The 19268-nt window shown below is 66.3% G+C and carries 14 protein-coding genes and 2 pseudogenes; 10 read left to right on the forward strand and 6 right to left on the reverse strand.

Annotated features, from left to right (window positions below; genetic code table 11):
- Nucleotides 1–11: 11 nt before the first annotated feature.
- Entirely contained in the window at nt 12–2999 is a 2988-nt protein-coding gene (locus tag O8I58_RS01600) for a TonB-dependent receptor (RefSeq protein WP_298320103.1), read from the reverse strand.
- 684 nt (nt 3000–3683) lie between these two features.
- Nucleotides 3684–4652 carry a LysR family transcriptional regulator gene (locus O8I58_RS01605; protein ID WP_298320105.1) on the reverse strand — a complete coding sequence of 323 codons (969 nt, stop codon included), beginning with the start codon at nt 4650–4652 and terminating at the stop codon, nt 3684–3686.
- Nucleotides 4653–4774: 122 nt separating this feature from the next.
- Here O8I58_RS01605 and O8I58_RS01610 point away from each other — a divergent pair, with 122 nt between their 5' ends.
- The 10 genes and pseudogenes from O8I58_RS01610 (at nt 4775) to O8I58_RS01655 (ending at nt 15571) form a co-directional block, all read left to right on the forward strand.
- Nucleotides 4775–5833, forward strand: coding sequence for a Rieske 2Fe-2S domain-containing protein (locus O8I58_RS01610; protein WP_298320107.1), 1059 nt, complete (start codon nt 4775–4777; stop codon nt 5831–5833).
- Entirely contained in the window at nt 5830–6810 is a 981-nt protein-coding gene (locus O8I58_RS01615; protein ID WP_298320109.1) for a PDR/VanB family oxidoreductase, read from the forward strand. Before O8I58_RS01610 ends, O8I58_RS01615 begins: the two co-directional genes overlap by 4 nt.
- A gap of 340 nt (nt 6811–7150) precedes the next feature.
- The gene (locus tag O8I58_RS01620; RefSeq protein WP_298320111.1) at nt 7151–8599 is read left to right on the forward strand and encodes an AtzE family amidohydrolase; all 1449 of its coding nucleotides are present in this window, start codon (nt 7151–7153) and stop codon (nt 8597–8599) included.
- Nucleotides 8599–10179, forward strand: coding sequence for a gamma-glutamyltransferase family protein (locus tag O8I58_RS01625; protein ID WP_298320113.1), 1581 nt, complete (start codon nt 8599–8601; stop codon nt 10177–10179). Before O8I58_RS01620 ends, O8I58_RS01625 begins: the two co-directional genes overlap by 1 nt.
- A pseudogene (locus O8I58_RS01630) lies at nt 10173–11510 on the forward strand (Zn-dependent hydrolase); the annotation flags it as partial. The gene O8I58_RS01625 and the pseudogene O8I58_RS01630, both read left to right, overlap by 7 nt.
- A gap of 42 nt (nt 11511–11552) precedes the next feature.
- Nucleotides 11553–12831 (forward strand): annotated as a pseudogene (locus O8I58_RS01635) (alanine--glyoxylate aminotransferase family protein).
- A 14-nt stretch (nt 12832–12845) separates the two neighbouring features.
- A complete protein-coding gene (gene hpxZ, locus O8I58_RS01640; RefSeq protein WP_298322634.1) occupies nt 12846–13226 on the forward strand; it encodes an oxalurate catabolism protein HpxZ in 381 nt (126 codons plus the stop codon).
- Nucleotides 13223–14644, forward strand: a complete 1422-nt coding sequence (locus tag O8I58_RS01645) for an FAD/NAD(P)-binding protein (protein WP_298320115.1) — start codon at nt 13223–13225, stop codon at nt 14642–14644. The genes hpxZ and O8I58_RS01645 overlap by 4 nt, the downstream gene beginning before the upstream one ends.
- Nucleotides 14641–14976: a hydroxyisourate hydrolase gene (uraH, locus tag O8I58_RS01650; RefSeq protein WP_298320117.1), complete on the forward strand. Its 336-nt coding sequence runs from the start codon at nt 14641–14643 to the stop codon at nt 14974–14976. Before O8I58_RS01645 ends, uraH begins: the two co-directional genes overlap by 4 nt.
- Before the next feature lie 106 nt (nt 14977–15082).
- Nucleotides 15083–15571, forward strand: a complete 489-nt coding sequence (locus O8I58_RS01655) for a hypothetical protein (RefSeq protein ID WP_298320119.1) — start codon at nt 15083–15085, stop codon at nt 15569–15571.
- A gap of 211 nt (nt 15572–15782) precedes the next feature.
- Here the strand turns inward: O8I58_RS01655 and mtnC are convergent, their stop codons facing one another.
- The 4 genes from mtnC to O8I58_RS01675 all read right to left on the reverse strand — a co-directional run bounded on the left by mtnC (nt 15783) and on the right by O8I58_RS01675 (nt 19263).
- On the reverse strand, nt 15783–16490 hold the full coding sequence (gene mtnC / locus O8I58_RS01660; RefSeq protein WP_298320121.1) for an acireductone synthase: 708 nt from the start codon (nt 16488–16490) through the stop codon (nt 15783–15785).
- On the reverse strand, nt 16490–17047 hold the full coding sequence (locus O8I58_RS01665; RefSeq protein ID WP_298320123.1) for a 1,2-dihydroxy-3-keto-5-methylthiopentene dioxygenase: 558 nt from the start codon (nt 17045–17047) through the stop codon (nt 16490–16492). The genes mtnC and O8I58_RS01665 overlap by 1 nt, the downstream gene beginning before the upstream one ends.
- 110 nt (nt 17048–17157) lie before the next feature.
- Nucleotides 17158–17799 (reverse strand): methylthioribulose 1-phosphate dehydratase, encoded by a 642-nt coding sequence (locus O8I58_RS01670; protein ID WP_298320125.1) that lies wholly within the window; start codon nt 17797–17799, stop codon nt 17158–17160.
- 36 nt (nt 17800–17835) lie between these two features.
- Nucleotides 17836–19263, reverse strand: a complete 1428-nt coding sequence (locus O8I58_RS01675; RefSeq protein ID WP_298320126.1) for an amino acid permease — start codon at nt 19261–19263, stop codon at nt 17836–17838.
- Between the last annotated feature and the right edge of the window lie 5 nt (nt 19264–19268).

Consider the following 19268-nt stretch of genomic DNA (forward strand, 5'->3'; position numbering starts at 1 on the left):
GGATCAGGTGATCACCATTCGTACATCAGCTGCAGACGGGCGTAGCGCGGCGTCTGGTAGTACTGGCCCAGCTTGTAGTACTCGTAGTACGACGTACCCGACGAACTGACGCGTTCATAGGTCTGGTAGACCTGCAGTGGCTTGTCGTTGTTGAGCAGGTTCATGATCGACAACTGGACGGTGAAGCCGCTGAGGCCCGTGGGCTTGTAGACCAGGTTCGGGCTGATCTCGTAGGTCCACGGGGTACGGCCCGAGGTGCCCTGCGCACTGATTTCGCCGTTGCAGTAATGGTACTGGCTGTAATAGTTGTAATAGGTCCCAAGGGTGCCGTAACCACCGCCGTAGCAGCTGATCGGCGCACCCGACTGCACGCTCAGGTTCAAGCCGACCTGCCATTCCGGTGTGATCTTGTATCCGCCGTACGCCTTCAGGCTGTGGCGATGATCATTGGCCAGGTAACCGTAGGAGCCCTCCATGATCTCCGCGAAGTCGAAGTCGGCGGTGGTGCCGGTATCGTCCTGACCGTTGCTCGACTTGACCAGGCCCTCGTAGTTGCCTTGGCTCTTGGACCAGGTATAGCTGATGTTGCCGTACCACTTGTCGGTGGCCTTCTCGGCGGTCAGCGTCACCGCCTTGTAGGTGCGCTTTGCCTTCGGGCCCAGCGAGCTGGCCGACATGGTGATTGCCTCGGACGTGCCGTCACCGTCCACGTCAGTGGTGATGGTGGAACTGCTGCCCGGGTTGTACAGCCAGCAACCGGTGGCGCTGTCAGGCGTGGTCCACTCGTCTTCCCAGTTGGAGGTGTCATAGCCAGCGTCGGTGGCTGCGTTGTACAGCGCGCTGGATGCGCAGCTGTCGTCGATCGCGTTGTGGATCTTGCGATAGGTGGCCTTGGCACCCAAGACCCAGCCATTGAGGAACGCGTTATCCAGGTCCAGCGTGTGCTGGTAACCCAGGATAGCCTCGTCCTGCGTATACGGCTTCAGGCCCTTGCTGGTCACCGAGTTGGCGTTCGGCGTGCTGCCGTTTTCGCCGTTGTAGTAGGTGGTGTCGCCGACTTGGGTGGTGCCGGTTGGCGTGCCGGTGGAGCTCACGCCGGTGTAGGTGTACTCGGTTTCGGAGTAGATCGATGCGCTGGCGGCGCGCAGGGCGACATTGGCTGCGATCGGCAGGGCATAACGGCCCAGGTTGCCGTACAGGCGCGAGGTGCCATCGCCACCGATGTCCCAGGAGAAGCCCAGGCGCGGCTGCCAGATGTTGTTCTGCTCGACGAACACCTCGCCCGAGGTGTTGTAGTTCTTGAACGAGTCGTTGCGGATGCCCATCGACAGCAGGAAGTTGTCGGTCACATGCCAGTGGTCCTGCACATACCAGGAGTTCTGCTTGACTTCGACGGTGCCACCGGTCTTGTAGACGTAGTCGTAAACGGTGTCGTTGTCGTAATAGTAATAGTAGTGGCCGCCGGAATAGCTCGAGCCCGACTTCGCGGTGAAATCGTTGTAGTCATAGCCGAACTTCAGGTCGTGGTTGCCCAGCGTCCAGTCGAAATCCAGGCGCGTGTCCTTGCGCTGGCTGTAACCGTTGGAAACGCCCAGTGAGGAGCTGATGTAGCAGCTGTTTTCCGAACCGGTGTAGCCGCTCGCGTAGTACACGTAGGGGCAACCCGAGCCACTCGAGGTCACGTTGCCGTCATAGCTGGTCGTGGTGCCGTCGGGGCTGATCGTGTACTGCTCGCTCTTGGTCTTCATACGGCCGTACTGCAGGGCCATGGTCAGGTTGTCGCTGAGGTTGCTGGTCCACTTGAAGATGTTGGTCGGGCCGCCGCTCTTGGAGACCAATTGGCCCTTGTAGGCGGTCTTGGAGGTGCTGTTGCCGTCGTAGCCGACGGTGGAATAGCTGTAGGTGGTGCGGCTGCTGTTGTCGAACCCGGTGTATTCGAGGTGGTTGCTATCGTTGAGGTACCAGTCGAGCTTGAGCAGCTTGTAAGGCTTGGTGCCGCTGTAGTCGTATTCGGTCGCGGTGCTGCTGCTGGACGAGCTGCGACCGCCCCACGAGCTACCCGACGTCTTCTGGTCCTGGAACGTGGCGAACATGAACAGCTTGTCCTTGATCAGCGGGCCGCCTTCCCAGATCGCGTAGGTGCTGTCGTTGCTCGTGTTCTTGCTCAGCGAGCGATAGAGATCGCCGTTGTTGAAATTCTCATCGTCCAGGTGCGCGCGGAAGGCATCCGGGGCCATGTCGGCGCTGATGCCGCCGTGCCACTCATTGGTGCCGCGCTTGATGTTGACGCTGGTGACGCCGCCGGTGGAGAAGCCGTACTCGGCGCCATAGCCGCCGGTCTGCACGTCCAGCTGGTCGATGGCCTGCCACGGGACTTCGCTGAACGACAGGTAGTCGTACGAGTCGGTGACGTTCATGCCGTTGACGTAGTAGCTGTTCTCGGCAACGGACGCGCCGCCAAACGAGTTCAGGTTGCCGAAGTAGCCACTGCCCTGGACCGTGCCGGGGGTCAGTCGGGCGACGCTGCTCACGTCGCGGGGGACGGGCAGTTCGTTGAGCTGTTCGGCAGTGAAGGTGCTGCGCGATTCGACGCTGCTGGTGTCGATGCCGTTGATGACCATCGCGCGCTTGACCTTGACCGTGGTCAAGGTGGTGGCATCGGCGGCGGCCAGGTTGACCTGTGAGGTCTGGCCGGCGATCACCGAAACCTGCTGCGTGGCGACAGTACTGCCGTTCTCCACCAAGCTGATGTCATAGCGGCCGGTCGGCAGGGCCGGGATGCGGAACTTGCCGTCGGCGCCAAGCGCGACAACGCGGCGGAGGCCGGAATCCTGGCTGCTGATCTGCACCTGTGCGCCACTGACGTAGCTGGCCGTGCCGGCGATGTCGCCCGAGGTTGCCTGGGCGAAGGCGTTCGGTGCCTGTGACAGGCACAGGCCCAGCATGGCGGCCAGGACGGTGCGCTTGATGGTGGGTTTCCGAGAGGAGAGCTGGGTCATTGACTGCCTTTGCATTTCTAAGGGAAAAACATGCCCGCGCAGAGAAGATCTCGTTCTGCGTGTGGGTCTTGGATCACCGGGGCGCCCGCGTTCAGACGCGGCGGGCAACGAAGGCTTGTCGTAAATTTAACGATATGGTTACAGCGGGAATTTTTCGGGTGGACTCAATAATTTCCACTCGCTGGCATAACTGTCAGGGCGATATTTCCCGTCTGCGCCGGTGATCTCCCGAGCGGAAGCGGGCACGGGCGTTTCGCACGAATGCGCGCAGCCTGCCGCTGACATGCTGTGCCAAGTGCGGTTCAGGCACCGAGGTTTCAGCTCAATGCGCAGACAGGAGCGCTTCATAAAGGTCGCCACTTTTGGCGCCCAATGCGTGGCAGATGTATGCAAGTGCCTTGACGATCGAAGGTTTGTCGCAGGCGTATGGCACGCATGCGAGCGGACGGGCTGCAGTGCTCGCAGGCCTGAGCCTGGCGTGCCGAACATCAACAGCAGGGTGTCGACCCGCACTGCAGTGAGGGCGCCGCCATCAGGGCCGCGGGTGTTGGGGCCAGGTCCGCGGCACCGATGGCACCGAGCTGCCTGTACGAAGCGCCAACGCAAAGCGCAATGCCTTGAATGTGGTCCTTGTCGCTGCGCCTAAGCATGCTTGCGGGCGAGCTTCGGACTGGCTTTGGTATTTCAGGCCGGCGGCTTGGTGCGAGCGCTGCCCTTGCGCTTGGGCGCGGAACGCGGCGGCGCCAGGCGCTCGGGCAACGCCTGCAGCGCGGCAACCGTACGCGCGAGCACCAGCTGTGCTGCCCGGCTGGGCTGGCGCCGCGGCGCGGTACAGACGGCCAGCTGCAGCGGCCGCGCCTGCCAGCCGTGGAGTGGCACGAAGGCCAGCAGTCCTTGTTCCACGTCGTGTGCGACGTCGACCAGGCTCAGCACGCCGACACCGCCACCGTCGCGGATCAGCGAGCGGATCAGGCGCGTGTCGTTGCAGGTGGTCACCCGGCGTGGATCGACGCCGTGGCGCACGTACAGGCTGCGGGTGCGTTCCTCGATCACCAGCGGCGCGGCCGGGACCAGCAGGCGCTCGTCCAGCAGCCGGCTCATGGCCAGGGTGCGTTCGCCGGCCAGCGCATGTCCCGGCGGCAGGACCGCGCCAACCGGGATGTCGATGGCCGCGCGGACTTCCAGGTTGCCGTGTTCGACCGGGTCCAGCAGCAGGCCGAAATCGACCTCGGCTGTGGCGACCAGCTCGCTGGCCAGACGGTTCTTGACCACGCGCAGATCAAAGGAGAAGCCCGGGTATTCGTTGGTGAGTTCGGCCAGCAGGCGCGGGATGAAGCCTTCGCCCAATGCATCGATCAGGGCGATGCTCACATGGCCGCGACGCAGGCCGCGCAGGTCGCCGACGCGCTCCAGCGTGCGGGTGTGCTCCTTGCGCCAGCGATGCAGGTCGCCCAGCAGCAGTTCACCGGCGGCGGTGAGCTTCATGCCGGTGGGCAGGCGCTCGAACAGCTCGGTTTCCAGCTGCTGCTCGGCATTGATGATCTGCCGGTGGATGGCCGACGCCGAGACATGCAGCACCTCGGCCGCCTTGCGCAGGTTGCCCTGGCGCGCGACCTCGATGAAGTAGCTGGCGAAGCGGGAGAAGGGGAGCATCCATCAGGCCTGTTCTGTTTTTCGCAACGCATGATTGAAAATTCTCTGATGGACTGCAACAGGCCCGGGTTCCAAGGTGAAGGCGTCTTCCCGATCCAACGCCTTCGCAGGCCGCCCGCACCATGCCAGCCACTGCCGCTTACGCTTCCAATCCCCACAGCCCGCTGCCGCCTGGCTGCACCTTCACCGAGTCCGACTGGCAGCTGCTGGCGCGGCAGTGGCATCCAGTGGCTAACGCCTCGGAAATCACGGGCGCCCCGCACAAGGCGGTGCTGCTGGACGAGACCCTGGTGGTGTACCGCGTCGATGGCGAAGTGGTGGTGGCGCGCGATGTCTGCCCGCACCGCGGCGTGCCGCTGAGCATGGGCACGCATGATGGCCAGGGCGTGGTCTGCCCGTATCACGGGCTGCGCTTTGGCGCCGGCGGACGTTGCAACCGGATTCCCTCCAGCCCCGGCCAGGCCATTCCGGCCAAGCTGCACCTGACCACCTATCCGGCGGTCGAGCGCTACGGCCTGGTCTGGACCTGCCTGGTGCCCGATGCGCAGGCCCCGGCGGCGTTGCCGACCATGCCGCACTGGGACGATGCCGGCTTCCAGCAGATCAACTGCCCGGCGTTTGACATCAACGGGTTTGCCGGGCGCCAGGTGGAAGGCTTCCTGGACGTGGCGCATTTCGCCTGGATCCACACCGACACCTTCGCCGACCCGGACAATCAGCTGGTGCCGGATTACACGCCGGTGGAAACCGAACACGGCTTCCGCGCCGACTACATCAGCAATGTCAGCAATTACGGTGTTGGCTTCCGCCACCTGGCACCGCCGGATTTCGCCTGGCTGCGCCGGTTCGAAACGCACCTGCCGTTCACCGCCTCGCTGACGATTCATTTCCCGGGCGAAGAACGCCTGGTGATCTTCAACGCGGCCTCGCCGGTGTCGGCGCGCAAGACGCGGCTGTTCGTGCCGATCGCGCGCAACTTCAACCTGCAGCAGCCGGTGGAGGAGGTGCACGCGTTCAACCTGCGCGTGTTCGAGGAAGACCGCGCCATGGTCGAGTTGCAGAAGCCCGAGCGCCTGCCGCTGGACATGGCCCTGGAAGCGCATATCCCGGCCGATCGCAGCTCGATTGCCTATCGACGCGGGCTGAAGAAGATGGGCTTCGGCGAGTTCTTCCTGGCATGAGCGGCGCCTCTCCATTGCTGGACGTGCAGGTCGATGCGATGAGTGCGCAGGGCGCCGGCAACCTGGCGCTGGAACTGGTCTCGACCAATGGCGATCCGTTGCCTGCGTTCGCGGCCGGTGCGCACGTCGACGTGCACCTGCCCAACGGGCTGGTGCGTCAGTATTCGATTGCGAGCACGCCGGCCGATCGCCTGCGCTACCTCCTGTGCGTGCGACGGGGGGCGGCCTCGCGCGGCGGCTCGGCCTTCGTGCACGAGCGCCTACGGGTCGGTGACCGGCTGCGGATCTCGGCGCCGCGCAATCTATTCGCCTTGCGCGAGGGCCGGCACCACGTGCTGGTCGCTGGCGGGATCGGCATTACCCCGCTGATGGCGATGGCCCATCGCCTGCGTGCCGATGGTTGCTCGTTTGAGCTGCATTACTACGCGCGCAGCCTGGATGAAGTCGCATTCCGTCGCCAGTTGCAAGCAGGCCTGGGGCAGGGCGCGGTGCACCTGCACTGTGCCGACCAGGGTCGCGATGCGCGCCAGGTGCTGCCAGAGGTCCTGGCCAACGGCCATCCCGCGCATCATCTTTATCTATGTGGGCCAGCTGCATTCATGGCGCATCTGTCCTCGGCGGCGCTGGCGCGTGGCTGGCCGGCGGACAATATCCATAGCGAGGCCTTCGCGCCGGTCGCGGCGGCATCGGCCGATGCTGACGCAGGCGAAACTGGTTTCGAGGTCGCACTGGCCTCATCCGGCCAGGTATTCACCGTCGCACCCGGGCGCAGCATCGCCTCGGTGTTGTCCGAGTGCGGCGTGGACATCAGCCTGTCGTGCGAAATGGGAATGTGCGGTGCCTGCCTGACCGATGTGGTGGACGGGATTCCCGACCATCGCGATACCGTGCAGAGCGAACAGGAAAAACTGAGCAACCGGCAGATGACGCTGTGCTGCTCTCGCAGCCACAGCCCGCGCCTGACCCTGGCGCTGTGAGCATGCCGCTGCAATCCGGCGCCATGAAAAAACGGCAGGACAGCCGTTTTTCACGGCCCAGCCGCCCGCAGGGTGGCGCACAAGGCAATGCTCCCAACTTGGCCGCCTGGCGTATTTGCCGTCATTCCCGCGAGAGCGGGAATCCAGGGGCGTTGACGTTGCTTCCTGTCCGTTTTCCGTCATCTGAACGAAAGTCCCTGGGTTCCCGCTTTCGCGGGAATGACGAGCAAGCGCGGCTAAGTCAGGCCCATTGGCGCACAGGGAGGTGCGCCATGAAAAAGCGCACCACAGCGGTCATGATGCATGGGCACCCAGCAGCGTACCCGCGGAGATTTTTTGCATGAGTGTCATTGAACGAGCGCCCGTGGGCGTAGGGCATGCCGACCCCGCAACGCGGCCTGGCGTCATCCAGAACCTGGCGCTGTTGGCCGATTACGGTGCCGCCCTGGCGGCGTTCGATGGGGATGGGCCGGTTGCGTCTGCCCCTGGCGTGGCCTCGCCACGCGCCAATACGGTGGGCGCTGGACATGCACCACTGATTGCCCGCATTCGGCAGGACAACCCGCGCTATCTGGCCTTTACCCGGATCTTCGATGTGGCCGCGGATGGCCAGCCGCCGGTTGTTCCTGCGATGCCCGCTCCGGCCTTGGCGGACGTGCCGTTCGCGGTCAAGGACCTGTTCGACGTGCAGGGCCTGCCAACCACGGCCGGTGCGGCCATGCGCGTGGACGCCGCACCGGCGTCGCGCGATGCCGAAGTCGTACGCCGCCTGAAGGCCGCTGGCGCCGTGCTGGTCGGCACCACCAACATGGATGAGTTCGCCTACGGCTTCGCCACGGTCAATGCGCACTTCGGTACCACCTGCAATCCGCATGACGTGTCCCGGCTTGCGGGTGGTTCCTCCGGTGGCTCTGCCGCGGCGGTGGCAGCGGGGCTGGTGCCGTTCGCACTGGGCTCGGATACCAACGGCTCGATCCGCGTGCCGGCCGCGCTGTGCGGTATCTATGGACTGCGCAGTAGCCACGGCCAGGTGCCGCTGGATGGCGTGTTTCCCTTCGTCGAGGCGCTGGACGTGGCCGGGCCATTCGCCCGTTCGCTCGACCTGCTACAGACCGTGCACGAGGTGATGGCCGATGCTTCGCTGGCGCCGGTTGACGTGGCCGCGCTGCGCATCGGGCGGTTGGGAGGTTGGTTCGATGCGAACCTCGATCCGGAACTGCGCACCGGCCTGCTCCAGGTTGCCGATGCGCTCGGCGCGAATGGTTTGATCGAACTTCCGCAGGCCCGGGCCTCGCGCATGGCGGCGTTCGTGATGACCGCGATCGAAGGCGCGCACCTGCATCGCGCGACGCTGCGTACGCAGCCTGATGCCTTCGACCCGGCGGTGCGCGATCGCCTGCTGGCAGGCCTGCTGCAACCGGCCGAGGTGCTGCTGGATGTGCAGCGCTTCGCGGCCTGGTTCCGCGCTGCGATGACGCAGCTGTGGGAACAGGTGGATGTGTTGATCGCCCCGGCCGTGCCCTGCGTGGCACCGCGGATCGACCAGGCCACCATCGAGATCGACGGCCAGCCGGTGTCGGCACGCGCCAATCTTGGCATCTTCACCCAGCCGCTCGGGCTGGCCGGTTGCCCGGTGCTGGCGGTGCCGTTGTGGCGGTCGGGCCAGCTGCCGCTGGGCGTGCAGTTGGTGGCCGCCCCCGGACGCGAAGATCGACTGTTCGCCGTGGCACGGCGCTTGGAAGCGCTGGGCCTGACCGGCGCACATCCGCCTGAAGAGGGTCACCCCTGATGCTGCACACCTTGCGTGCGCGCCGCGGCATCGCGGTCGCTCCCCATCATCTTGCCGCGCAGGCCGGGCGCGACGTGTTGCGCGATGGCGGCAGTGCGGTCGAAGCCGCGGTGGCCATCGCCGCGACGCTGGCGGTGGTCTATCCGCACATGACCGGGTTGGGCGGCGATGGCTTCTGGCTGATCCGCGAACCCGACGGCCGCGTGCATGCCATCGACGCCTGCGGCCGCAGCGCGCAGGCCGCGACGCTGGACTATTACGCGGGCCAGGACGCGATTGCCTGGCGCGGACCGGGCGCGGCCAATACCGTGGCCGGCACGGTGTCGGGCTGGGCCCAGGCGCTGGCGGGCGAGGGCAACGCGCTGCCACTGTCGCGGCTGCTCGAAGACGCGATTCACCATGCACAGGCCGGCGTGCCGGTCACCGCGGGCGGCGCGCAGATTGCCGCGTCCAAGGGTGCCGAACTGCGCGTGCAGCCCGGCGCGTATGCACGCATCTTCGAACCCGAAGGTCGCCCGCTGGGCGAGGGCGAATTGCTGCGCCAGCCGCTGCTGGCCGCAACGCTGCGACGCCTGGCCGAAGCCGGGCTGGATGATTTCTACCGTGGCGACCTCGCCAACGCGCTGGCCTCGGACCTGCAGGCGCTGGGCAGCCCGCTGGCCCTGGCGGATCTGCAGGCACATCGCGCGCATGCCAGTACGCCACTGTCGGTGCGCCTGCGCGAGGCCACGCTCTACAACCACGCGCCGCCGACGCAAGGCCTGGCCTCGCTGCTGATCCTGGCCTTGTTCGAGCGCCTGCAGGTCGGGCAGGGCGAAGGCTTCGCGCATCTGCACGGGCTGATCGAAGCGACCAAGCAGGCTTTCCTGATCCGCGACCGCGAGGTCGGCGACCCAGCCTGGATGTCGCTCGATCCGCAGGCGCTGCTGGACGATCACGCAGCGCTCGATGCGCTGGCCGCACGCATCGACCCGCAGCGCGCATTGCCCTGGCCGCAGCCTTCGCAGGCCGGCGATACCTGCTGGTTCGGTGCGATCGATGCGCGTGGGCAGGCAGTGAGCTGCATCCAGTCCACCTATTTCGAATTCGGCTCCGGGCTGGTGCTGCCTTCAACCGGCATCACCTGGCAGAACCGCGGCTGCAGCTTCCGGCTGGCGCCTGATGGCTGGAATGCCTTGCAGCCCGGGCGCAAGCCTTTCCACACGCTCAATCCGGCGCTGGCGGTGTTCGACGATGGCCGGGTGATGAGCTACGGCACCATGGGCGGCGAAGGCCAGCCGCAAACGCAGGCGGCGATCTTCAGCCGCTATGCGCGCTTCGGCATGCCGCTGCAGCAGGCCGTGTCTGCGCCACGCTGGCTGCTGGGCCGCACCTGGGGCGAGGATAGTACTTCATTGAAACTGGAAAGCCGCTTCGATCCCGCGATGATCGAAGCCCTCCGCGCCGCGGGCCACGCGGTCGAACTGCTGCCGGAATACACCGCGGTGATGGGCCACGCCGGCGCGCTGGTGCGCGAAGCCGACGGCACGCTCAGCGGTGCCAGCGATCCACGCAGCGATGGTGCGGTGGCCGGATGGTAAGCCCGCAGACTGCCGCGACTGGCGAGCGTGCCATCGCCCGCTGTGATGCCCTGGGCGTCGCGCCGTATTCCGATTCGGACACCGGTCTGTACCGGGCGTGGCTGAGTCCGGCCCACGCGGCCGCGCAGGAACAGTTGGCCGACTGGATGCGGCATGCCGGCATGGACACGCGGGTGGATGCGGCCAGCAACCTGATTGGCCGCTATGAAGGCACGTCCGCTGGCCTGCCGGCACTGCTGATCGGCAGCCATATCGACAGTGTGCGTGACGCTGGCCGCTACGACGGGCCGCTGGGCATCATGCTAGGCATCGAATGCGTGGCGGCGCTACATGCGGCTGGCCGGCGCCTGCCATTCGCTATCGAAGTGATCGCCTTCGGTGACGAGGAGGGTTCGCGCTTTCCTGCGTCGATGTTCACCAGCCGGGCTGTGGCCGGCACGTTGGGCGAGGACGCGCTGGATGGCGTGGCCGATGCCAACGGCATCAGCGTGGCCGAGGCGCTGCAGGACTGGGGCCTGGCGGCCTCGACGGTCCAGCAGGCAGCGCGTCCGCGCGAGGAAGTCTTCGCTTACCTGGAAGCCCATATCGAGCAGGGCCCGGTGCTGGAAGCCGAAGGCCTGCCGCTGGGCGTGGTCACCGGCATCGCCGCGCAGCTGCGGTTCGAGGTCTGCGTGCGCGGGCGCGCCGGTCATGCCGGCACCTCGCCGATGCCGCTACGCCATGACGCGCTCACTGCGGCGGCCGAGTGCGTGCTGGCGGTCGAAGCGGTCGCACGTGAGGCAGGGGGCTGGGACGGTGGAAACGCCCGAGGCGAAAGCCCCGCCGCGCGAGGCCAGATTCGTGACGATTCGCAGCCCCATGGCGGCCCCCATGGGGCAAGAAGCGGCGCGGATATGGACCGCGCAGCGGGGCTTGCAGCCCGGGCGGCTTCCGCCATCCCAGCCCCAAATGACCTGGTCGCCACGGTGGGCCGCATGCAGGTGCTGCCCGGCGCGACCAATGTCGTGCCCGGTCGGGTGCTGTTTTCGCTGGACGTGCGTGCAGGCGACAACGCCACGCGTGATGCCGGGGCCGCGGCGATCCTGCAGCGCTTCGAATCCATCGCTCTCAATCGCGGAGTGAACGTGCAGGCCGAGCAGGTCCAGGACCTGGCGGCCAGCCCCTGCGATCCGCAGCTCATCGACCTGCTGGAACAGGCGGTGGTCGCGCAGGACATCGCGCCGCGAAGGCTGGTCTCCGGCGCCGGGCACGATGCGATGGTGATGCGCGCCCTGTGCCCGACCGCGATGCTGTTCATCCGCTGCGACGGCGGCATTTCACACAACCCGGCCGAACGCGCAAGCGCGGCCGATGCTGGCGTGGCCGTGGCGGCCATGCTGGATTTCATCGAACGATTGGGAGCAGTCTACGTGGTCAGTGAAGTTTTTGGCGAGATCGATCCCCCACAGCGCCTGCTGATGGGCCCTGGCCCGGTCAACGCGCATCCGCGCGTGCTGCGTGCGATGTCGGCCGACCTGCTTGGCCAGTTCGACCCGGAAATGACCGCCTACATGAACGAGGTCATGGCGCTGTACCGGCCGATCTTCGGCACGCGGAATCCGTGGACCTTCCTGGTCGATGGCACCGCGCGTGCGGGCATCGAAGCGGCGCTGGTCTCGCTGGTGGCGCCGGGCGACACCGTGCTGGTGGTCAACTTCGGCCGCTTCGGCCTGCTGCTGACCGAGATCCTGGGCCGCATCGGCGCGAAGATGGAAACGGTCGATGCGCCATGGGGCGAGGTCGTCGCGCTGGATGCCATCGAGGATGCGCTCAAGCGCGTGCGTCCCTCGCTGGTGGCGACCATCCACGGCGATACCTCCACCACCATGGCCCAGCCGCTGGAAGGCTTCGGTGCGCTGTGTCGCCAGTACGGCGCGCTCTCATATGTCGATGCCACCGCGACCATCGGCGGCATGGAACTGGCGGCCGACCGCTGGGGCGTGGACGTGGTCACCGGTGGCCTGCAGAAATGCCTGGGGGGCCCTTCGGGTTCGGCGCCGATCACCGTGTCCGAAGCCGCTGCCGAGCGCATCTTCGCGCGCCGCCATGTCGAGCGCGGCATTTTGCGTGATGACATTGATGACGGCGACGGCCCGCGCATCCTGTCCAACTATTTCGACCTGTCCATGGTCATGGACTACTGGTCCGACAAGCGCCTGAACCACCATACCGAAGCCACCTCCATGCTCTACGGCGCCCGCGAGTGCGCGCGCATCGTGCTGCAGGAAGGGCTGGAACGCCGCTACGCACGCCATCGTGCCGCGGGCCGCGCAGTGACCGCAGGCGCACGCGCGCTGGGGCTGGAGGTGTTCGGCGACGACCGCTATCGCATGAGCAACGTCACCGGCATCGTGATCCCGGCCAGCGGTGGATGGCGAGGCCGTGCGCCGGCGCATGCGCGAGGATTTCGAGATCGAGATCGGCACCGCGTTCGGCCCGCTGCAGGGCAAGGTCTGGCGCATCGGTGCGATGGGCTACAACGCTGCCAAGCACAAGGTGCTGATCACCCTGGGCGCGCTGGAAACGGTCCTGCGCGCACAGGGTTTTGCCTGCGCCCCCGGTGCTGGTGTCGAGGCGGCGCTGGCGGCCTGGAACGCGGAACTCGGCGCATGACTGCAGGGCAGGGCATGGTGCTCAACGATGCCGCCGTGGTGGCCGAGGTCCGTGCGGCCTTCGACGCCTATGAACATGCATTGATGACAGACGATGTGGAGGCGATGGATCGGCTGTTCCACAGCGCGCCGACCACGGTGCGTTACGGCGTGGGCGAGGTGCTGTACGGCATCGACGCGATCCGCGCGTTCCGGGTCGGCCGTGGTGGTTCGCCGCAACGCACGTTGGCGCGGGTGGAGATCACCACCTTCGGTAGCGCGTTCGCCACCGCCAATGCCGAATTCTTCCGCGAAGGCGCCACCCGCCGCGGCCGCCAGAGCCAGAGCTGGGTGCGCTTTGCCGATGGCTGGAAAGTGGTTTCCGCGCATGTCTCGCTGGAAGGCACGCACGCATGAGCCTGGTCGAACTTGAAGCACGGCTGGCCCACGACCTGGCTTGGCTGGATCATGGCAAGCCGGACTGGGCGCGCCCGCGCACCCACGACGATGGGCATGTCTTCGATGTGGTGATCGTCGGCGGTGGGCAGAGCGGTCTGGGCGCAGCCTTCGCGCTGATGCGTGAGCGCGTCGCCAACCTGTTGGTCATCGACGAGAACGACGAAGGGCAGGAAGGCCCGTGGATCAGTTACGCGCGCATGGTCACCCTGCGCACGCCCAAGCAGATCACCTCGATCGACCTGGGCCTGCCGTCGTTGACCTTCCGTGCCTGGTGGGAAGCGCAGCACGGCGCGGCTGGCTGGGCGGCACTGGACAAAATCCCGCGCGAGGAATGGATGGCGTACCTGCGCTGGTATCGCCGCGTGCTGGTCATTCCCGTGCGCAACAACACCCGTTTGGCGCGGGTCGAGCCTGCGCCTGCGCTTGGCCTGCATCGCCTACACCTGAACAACGGCGAGGTGCTGCTGGCGCGCAAGGTGATCCTGGCGACCGGAATCCAGGGCGGCGGCCAATGGGCGGTGCCTAAACTGGTTTCCGAACGCCTGCCGCCATCGCTGTACGCGCATACATCTGGCCCGCTGGATTACGACGCGCTGGCGGGCAAGCGCATCGGCATCCTCGGCGGTGGTGCGTCCTCGTTCGACAATGCCCAGTACGCGCTGCAACGTGGCGTGGCGCAGGCGCATGTGTTCGTACGCCGGCCCGAGCTGCCGCGGGTCAATCCGATCCGGCACATGGAGCAGGTGGGGATCATCGCGCGTTTCCCGTCGCTGCCCGATGCGGACAAGTACCGGCTGATGGCCAGCTTCTTCGCCCGCAACCAACCGCCGACCAACGACACCTTTGCCCGCGCCGTGGCGATGCCCGGCTTCCACCTGCACCTGGGTGCGCCGTGGCTGGACGTGGCCGAACGCGATGGCCGGGTGCTAGTGGTCACGCCGCAGGGCGAGCATGTGTTCGATTTCCTCGCCATCGCCACCGGCCTAGTGACCGACCCGGACCTGCGCCCCGAGTTGCGCGAGATCGCCGGCGGCATCGCGCGTTGGCGCGACCGTTACCTGCCGCCTTCGGAGCTTGCCAATCCGTTGCTCGATGCGCATCCCTATCTGGGCCCGGGCTTCGAGCTGCAGCCGCGCACGGTCGAAAACAGCGCGTCATTGCACGGCCTGTTCGCCTTCAACTATTCGGCCCTGATCAACCTGGGGCTGTCTGCCTCGGCGCTGTCGGGCCTGAAGTACGCCTTGCCGCGCCTGGCCCAGGCCGTGGCCAACCAATTGTTCGTCGATGACCGGGAGTCGGTGCTGCACGACTTCCTGGCCTTCGACGAAGAGGAATTCACCGGCCAGTGGCCGCTGCAACAGGAATCGGCCGCATGACCAGTCTCTCCACCCATGTCCTCGACACCAGTCGTGGCCAGCCAGCGGCCGGCATCGCGGTCGCACTGTTCGACGAAGCCGGTGACGTGCTGTGGCAGGGCATCACCGATGCGGATGGCCGCTGCCCGGCGTTGCGCGAGTTGGCGCTGGAGTCGGGGCGCTATCGGCTGATCTTCGCGGTGGCTGCGTACTTCAGTGCGGCCGGTGTCGCGTTGCCGGAACCACCGTTCCTGGATGAGGTGCCGCTGGATTTCGGGGTTGCCGGGCAGGGGCATTACCACGTGCCGCTATTGGTGTCGCCGTTCGGATATTCGACCTACCGCGGTAGCTGAGCCAGCCCGCGAAGCGTAGGCCGGTGTTTCAGGCATCGATACAATGGGCGGCATGGCAGATCGTGCGCGGCGCGGCGGGCCGTTTCGAATCCCAGCGGTGTTCCCCATGATCAGCCTCCACGATGCGTCCCCCCTGGCCCGATGGCTGCTGCCGGCTGTGTGGATCGTGGTGGCGTTGTTGCTGGCCTGCTTCGGCTGGCGCTGGCGTCGTGGTCGGCGCAGCTGGGCATTGCCTTTGATTGGCGGTGTTCTGGTCGTGGCGTCGCTGGTCTGGATGTCGGCCGCGTCCCGTGTGCCGCCTGACGTGGGCCTTCAACCACAGGCCGTCGCCAAGCCGCCGCTGTCGCCGGAAGCGCAGCAGGTCTGGTCCATCGTCGTCCAGCGCTGCCAGGCCTGCCATTCGGACCACGCCACCCGGATGACCTGGGCCAGGTTCGGCCTGAGCCTCGACTCCATGGACGATGTCGAGAACAGCGCGCCGCGGATCTACAAGCAGGTGGTCGAACTGCAGGCCATGCCAATGGGCAACAACACGCAGATGACCCCTGAGGAGCGCGCGATCATCGCGCATTGGTACCAGGCGCGACCGAAATGACGGCTCTGGTCGACTGAGTCGGCACCAAGGCCCAGAAACACGAAACGCCCCTTGCGGGGCGTTTTTCGGTCTGCTGGCTTGCGAAGGCTGGCTGGCGGTGACCGGTGCACGTCGTCGCTGGCTTGAGCGGGCTGACGGCGTGGGCGCAGTCTAGCCAGCCAGGAAAATCCATGGCGAAATGCGAATCACTCTTGCTTGGGCCTGGGTTGGCTCAGGTTGCCGGGGTGATCTGGGCGAAGCTGGTCACGCGCGGATGGCCATTGGCTTCCGCGGTCGTGCGCGGCTGCGCGTAGTCATCCAGCCGATCGACCAGGATGGTCTGCAATCCGGCATCGCGTGCCGCATCCAGCTCGGCCACCACGTCGGACAGGAACAGGATTTCCGCCGGAGCCATGCCGATCCGCGCGACGATCTGCGCATAGCTGGGAGATTCGCGCTTGCCGCCGACCTCGGTGTCGAACCAGCCTGAAAACAGTGGCGTCAGGTCACCCACGTCGGTGTGGCCGAACAGCAGCTTCTGCGCCGGCACCGAGCCGGAGGAATACACGTACAGCGCCAGGCCATCGGCGTACCAGCGCTGCAGCGCCTTGGCTGCGTCGGGATACATGTGCGAGGTGAAGTCGGCATCGCGATAGCCGGCTTCCCAGATCAGGCCTTGCAGCGCCTTGAGCACGGTGTGCTTGCGGTCCTGGTCGATCCAGCCCCGCAGCATTTCGACGATGACCTCGTCCGAGCAGATGCCGCCGGCCTCGGTGGCCACGGTATCCAGCAGCTGGCGGATCTCGGGCTCGGCTCCACGTGCGGCGACGAAGCCCGGCAGCTCGCGGCGGGCGTAGGGGAACAGCACATCCTTGACGAACGAAATGCTGCTGGTGGTGCCCTCGATGTCGGTGAGGATCGCCTGGATGACGGTGCCCATCAGTGCGACTGGCTCGGCGTGTAGCGCGGGAAGCGCGCTGCAATCGTCTCGCCGGTGAAGTGACCGACCCAGCCATCCGGCTCGGTGAAGAAGCGGATTGCCACGAAGCTGGGTTCCTCGCCCATGTCGAACCAGTGCCGGGTGCCGTCGGGCACGGCGATCAGGTCGTCCTGTACGCACTCGATCTCGTAGACCTTGTCGTCCACGTGCAGGGTGAACAGGCCGGAGCCGGCGACGAAGAAGCGCACTTCGTCTTCCTTGTGGAAGTGCTCGTCCAGGAATTTGGCCCGCATCTCGGCGCGCGCGGGATGGTCTGGCGCGATGCTGACCACGTCCACCGACTTGAAGCCACGGTCGGCGACCAGCCGGTCGATGTCGGCGCGATACGCGTCCATGACCTCTTCGGGCGCGGCGCCCGGGGCGATGTCCTTGCCGGCTTTCCAACGTTCGAACAGCACGCCAATCCTGTGCAGCTCGGTGGCGATGAAATCGGGATCGAAGCTGGCGAACAGCGGGGTGTCCGGGTCAGCGTGATCGAAAATGCGAAGACGGCTCATGGCAGGGCTCCTGGCGGGGGGGCGAAGGCCGGGCGGGAAAGGGTAACAAGTGCGGGTTGGCGCCAGCGTTGCCGGGGTGCAACGCTGCGGGCAGATTCAACGGGCCTGGATCAGCCGCGACAACCCAGTTTGCGCAGTTCCAGTTCGCAGTGGAGCAGGAACTCGAAGGCTTCCAGGTGGCGGCGGGCTTCGGCCATCGTCCGGCCCCACGCGTACAGGCCGTGGCCGTCGATCAGGTAGCCCCACAGTGGACGCTCGTCGAGCAGGGCATCCACCTGCGCGGCCAGCACGTTCATGTTCTGGGTGTTGGCGAAGACCGGCACGTTCACTGCCATCTCGTGGGTGCTGTTGCCGCGGAAGGCCTTGAGCAGCTCGTAGCCTTCCAGCCGGATGTGGCCGGCGCCGGCATACAGGCGCGAGGCGATGGTCTGCACTGGCGAATGCGTATGCAGCACGCAGCCTATTTCCGGGAAGCGCTTGTACAGCTGGGTATGCAGCAGGGTCTCGGCCGACGGGCGCTTGTCGGTGGCCACCGGTGCGCCGTCGAAGTCCACGACCATGATGTGTTCGCGGCCCATGCGGCCCTTGTCCGCGCCGGAAACGGTGATCGCGGCATGGCGATCGTCCAGGCGCTCGGAGAAGTTGCTGCTGGTGGCCGGCGTCCAGCCAAGCGCGGCCAGTTCGGCCACGTTGGCGGTGATCTCGTCGGCCAGCAGGGCCAGGCGTGCGGAATCGTAGGGCAGGGCGTTCATCCTGCAATTCTAACGCGGACGCCTGGCCGTGAGGTTTCAGCCTGGGTTGCGCAGCCGACTGTGGCGGTAGCCGTAGGCGCCGTAGATCACGAAGCCCAGCACGGTCCAGATGATCATCAGCATCCAGTTGTGCCGGGTCATGGTCGACAGCAGCGTCATGCAGCTGGCAATGCCGGCCAGACAGATGATCCAGGCGAACGGAATCCGGAACGGGCGCGGCAGGTCGGGCTGGGTGCGGCGCAGGATCAGCACGCCGCCGCAGACCGCGGCGAAGGCGATCAACGTGCCCATCGAGGTCAGCTCGCCCAGGATGTCCAGCGGGAACACTGCCGCCAGCAGCGCGATGCCGATGCCGGTGATGACCGTATTGATGTGCGGCGTGCGGTACTTGGGATGGATCCGGGTGAACACCTCGGGCAGCAGGCCGTCGCGCGCCATGATCATGAAGATGCGCGGCTGGCCGATGATCATCACCAGCACCACCGACGACAGGCCGATCAGCGCGCCGATCTCCACGATCAGGCGCAGCCAGCCCAGTTCGGGATGTGCGGCCACCGCGGTCACCACCGGTTCGTTGGTGCCCAGCTGCGCGAACGGCACCAGCCCGGTCATGACCGCGGCCATGGCGATGTACAGCACCGTGCAGATCACCAGCGACAGCAGCATGCCGACGGGCAGGTCGCGTTGCGGCTTGGTCGATTCCTGCGCGGCCACCGAAACGGCCTCGAAACCGATGTAGGCAAAGAACACGATCGCCGCACCGCGCAGCACGCCGCTCCAGCCGAACTTGCCTGGGCCTTCGTTGGCGGGGATGAACGGGTGCCAATGGCTGGTGTCCACGTATTTCCAGCCGGCGAAGATCACCAGCAGGATCAGCAGCGTTTTCAGGATCACCATGGCCATGTTGATGGCCGACGACTTGCGGATGCCCACGTAGCAAAGCCAGGTCAGCAGCAGCACGATGCCGGCCGCCGGGAGATTGGCGATGGCGCCGGTTGGCTGCAGGCTGCCGTCCAGCGGTGCGTTGACCAGCGCCGCCGGCAGATGGATGCCGAACTGGTCGAGCAGGCTCAGGAAGTAGCCGGTCCAGCTCACCGCCACCGCTGAGGCGGATACGCCGTATTCGAGCACCAGCATCCAGCCGATGAACCAGGCCGCCGCCTCGCCCAGGGTCGCGTAGGTGTAGGTATAGGCCGATCCGGAGACCGGCACCATCGCGGCGAATTCGGCATAGGCCAGCGCACAGAAGGTGCAGCACAACGCCGCCAGGACGAAGGACAGCATGATCGCCGGGCCGGCGTGTTCGGCCGCGGCCTGGCCGGTGATGACGAAGATGCCGCCGCCGATGACCGCACCGATGCCCAGCGCGGTCAGGCCCCAGGGCCCCAGCGTGCGATGCAGTTCCAGCTGGCTTGCGTCCTGGGTGAGCTGGCCGGGATTCTTGATGCGGAGCAACTGCTTCATGACGT

Origin of the sequence: Pseudoxanthomonas sp., from assembly GCF_027498035.1 — a bacterium.
GTDB lineage: Bacteria > Pseudomonadota > Gammaproteobacteria > Xanthomonadales > Xanthomonadaceae > Pseudoxanthomonas_A.

What these genes read in the sequence shown, in the direction of transcription:
- O8I58_RS01625 (WP_298320113.1), top strand. Translation starts at nt 8,599, where the DNA reads ATGCTGCACACCTTGCGTGCGCGCCGCGGCATCGCGGTCGCTCCCCAT.
- O8I58_RS01615 (WP_298320109.1), top strand. Translation starts at nt 5,830, where the DNA reads ATGAGCGGCGCCTCTCCATTGCTGGACGTGCAGGTCGATGCGATGAGT.
- O8I58_RS01620 (WP_298320111.1), top strand. Translation starts at nt 7,151, where the DNA reads ATGAGTGTCATTGAACGAGCGCCCGTGGGCGTAGGGCATGCCGACCCC.
- O8I58_RS01610 (WP_298320107.1), top strand. Translation starts at nt 4,775, where the DNA reads ATGCCAGCCACTGCCGCTTACGCTTCCAATCCCCACAGCCCGCTGCCG.
- O8I58_RS01665 (WP_298320123.1), bottom strand. Translation starts at nt 17,047, where the DNA reads ATGAGCCGTCTTCGCATTTTCGATCACGCTGACCCGGACACCCCGCTG.
- O8I58_RS01675 (WP_298320126.1), bottom strand. Translation starts at nt 19,263, where the DNA reads ATGAAGCAGTTGCTCCGCATCAAGAATCCCGGCCAGCTCACCCAGGAC.
- O8I58_RS01605 (WP_298320105.1), bottom strand. Translation starts at nt 4,652, where the DNA reads ATGCTCCCCTTCTCCCGCTTCGCCAGCTACTTCATCGAGGTCGCGCGC.
- O8I58_RS01600 (WP_298320103.1), bottom strand. Translation starts at nt 2,999, where the DNA reads ATGACCCAGCTCTCCTCTCGGAAACCCACCATCAAGCGCACCGTCCTG.
- O8I58_RS01645 (WP_298320115.1), top strand. Translation starts at nt 13,223, where the DNA reads ATGAGCCTGGTCGAACTTGAAGCACGGCTGGCCCACGACCTGGCTTGG.
- O8I58_RS01670 (WP_298320125.1), bottom strand. Translation starts at nt 17,799, where the DNA reads ATGAACGCCCTGCCCTACGATTCCGCACGCCTGGCCCTGCTGGCCGAC.
- mtnC (WP_298320121.1), bottom strand. Translation starts at nt 16,490, where the DNA reads ATGGGCACCGTCATCCAGGCGATCCTCACCGACATCGAGGGCACCACC.
- O8I58_RS01655 (WP_298320119.1), top strand. Translation starts at nt 15,083, where the DNA reads ATGATCAGCCTCCACGATGCGTCCCCCCTGGCCCGATGGCTGCTGCCG.
- hpxZ (WP_298322634.1), top strand. Translation starts at nt 12,846, where the DNA reads ATGGTGCTCAACGATGCCGCCGTGGTGGCCGAGGTCCGTGCGGCCTTC.
- uraH (WP_298320117.1), top strand. Translation starts at nt 14,641, where the DNA reads ATGACCAGTCTCTCCACCCATGTCCTCGACACCAGTCGTGGCCAGCCA.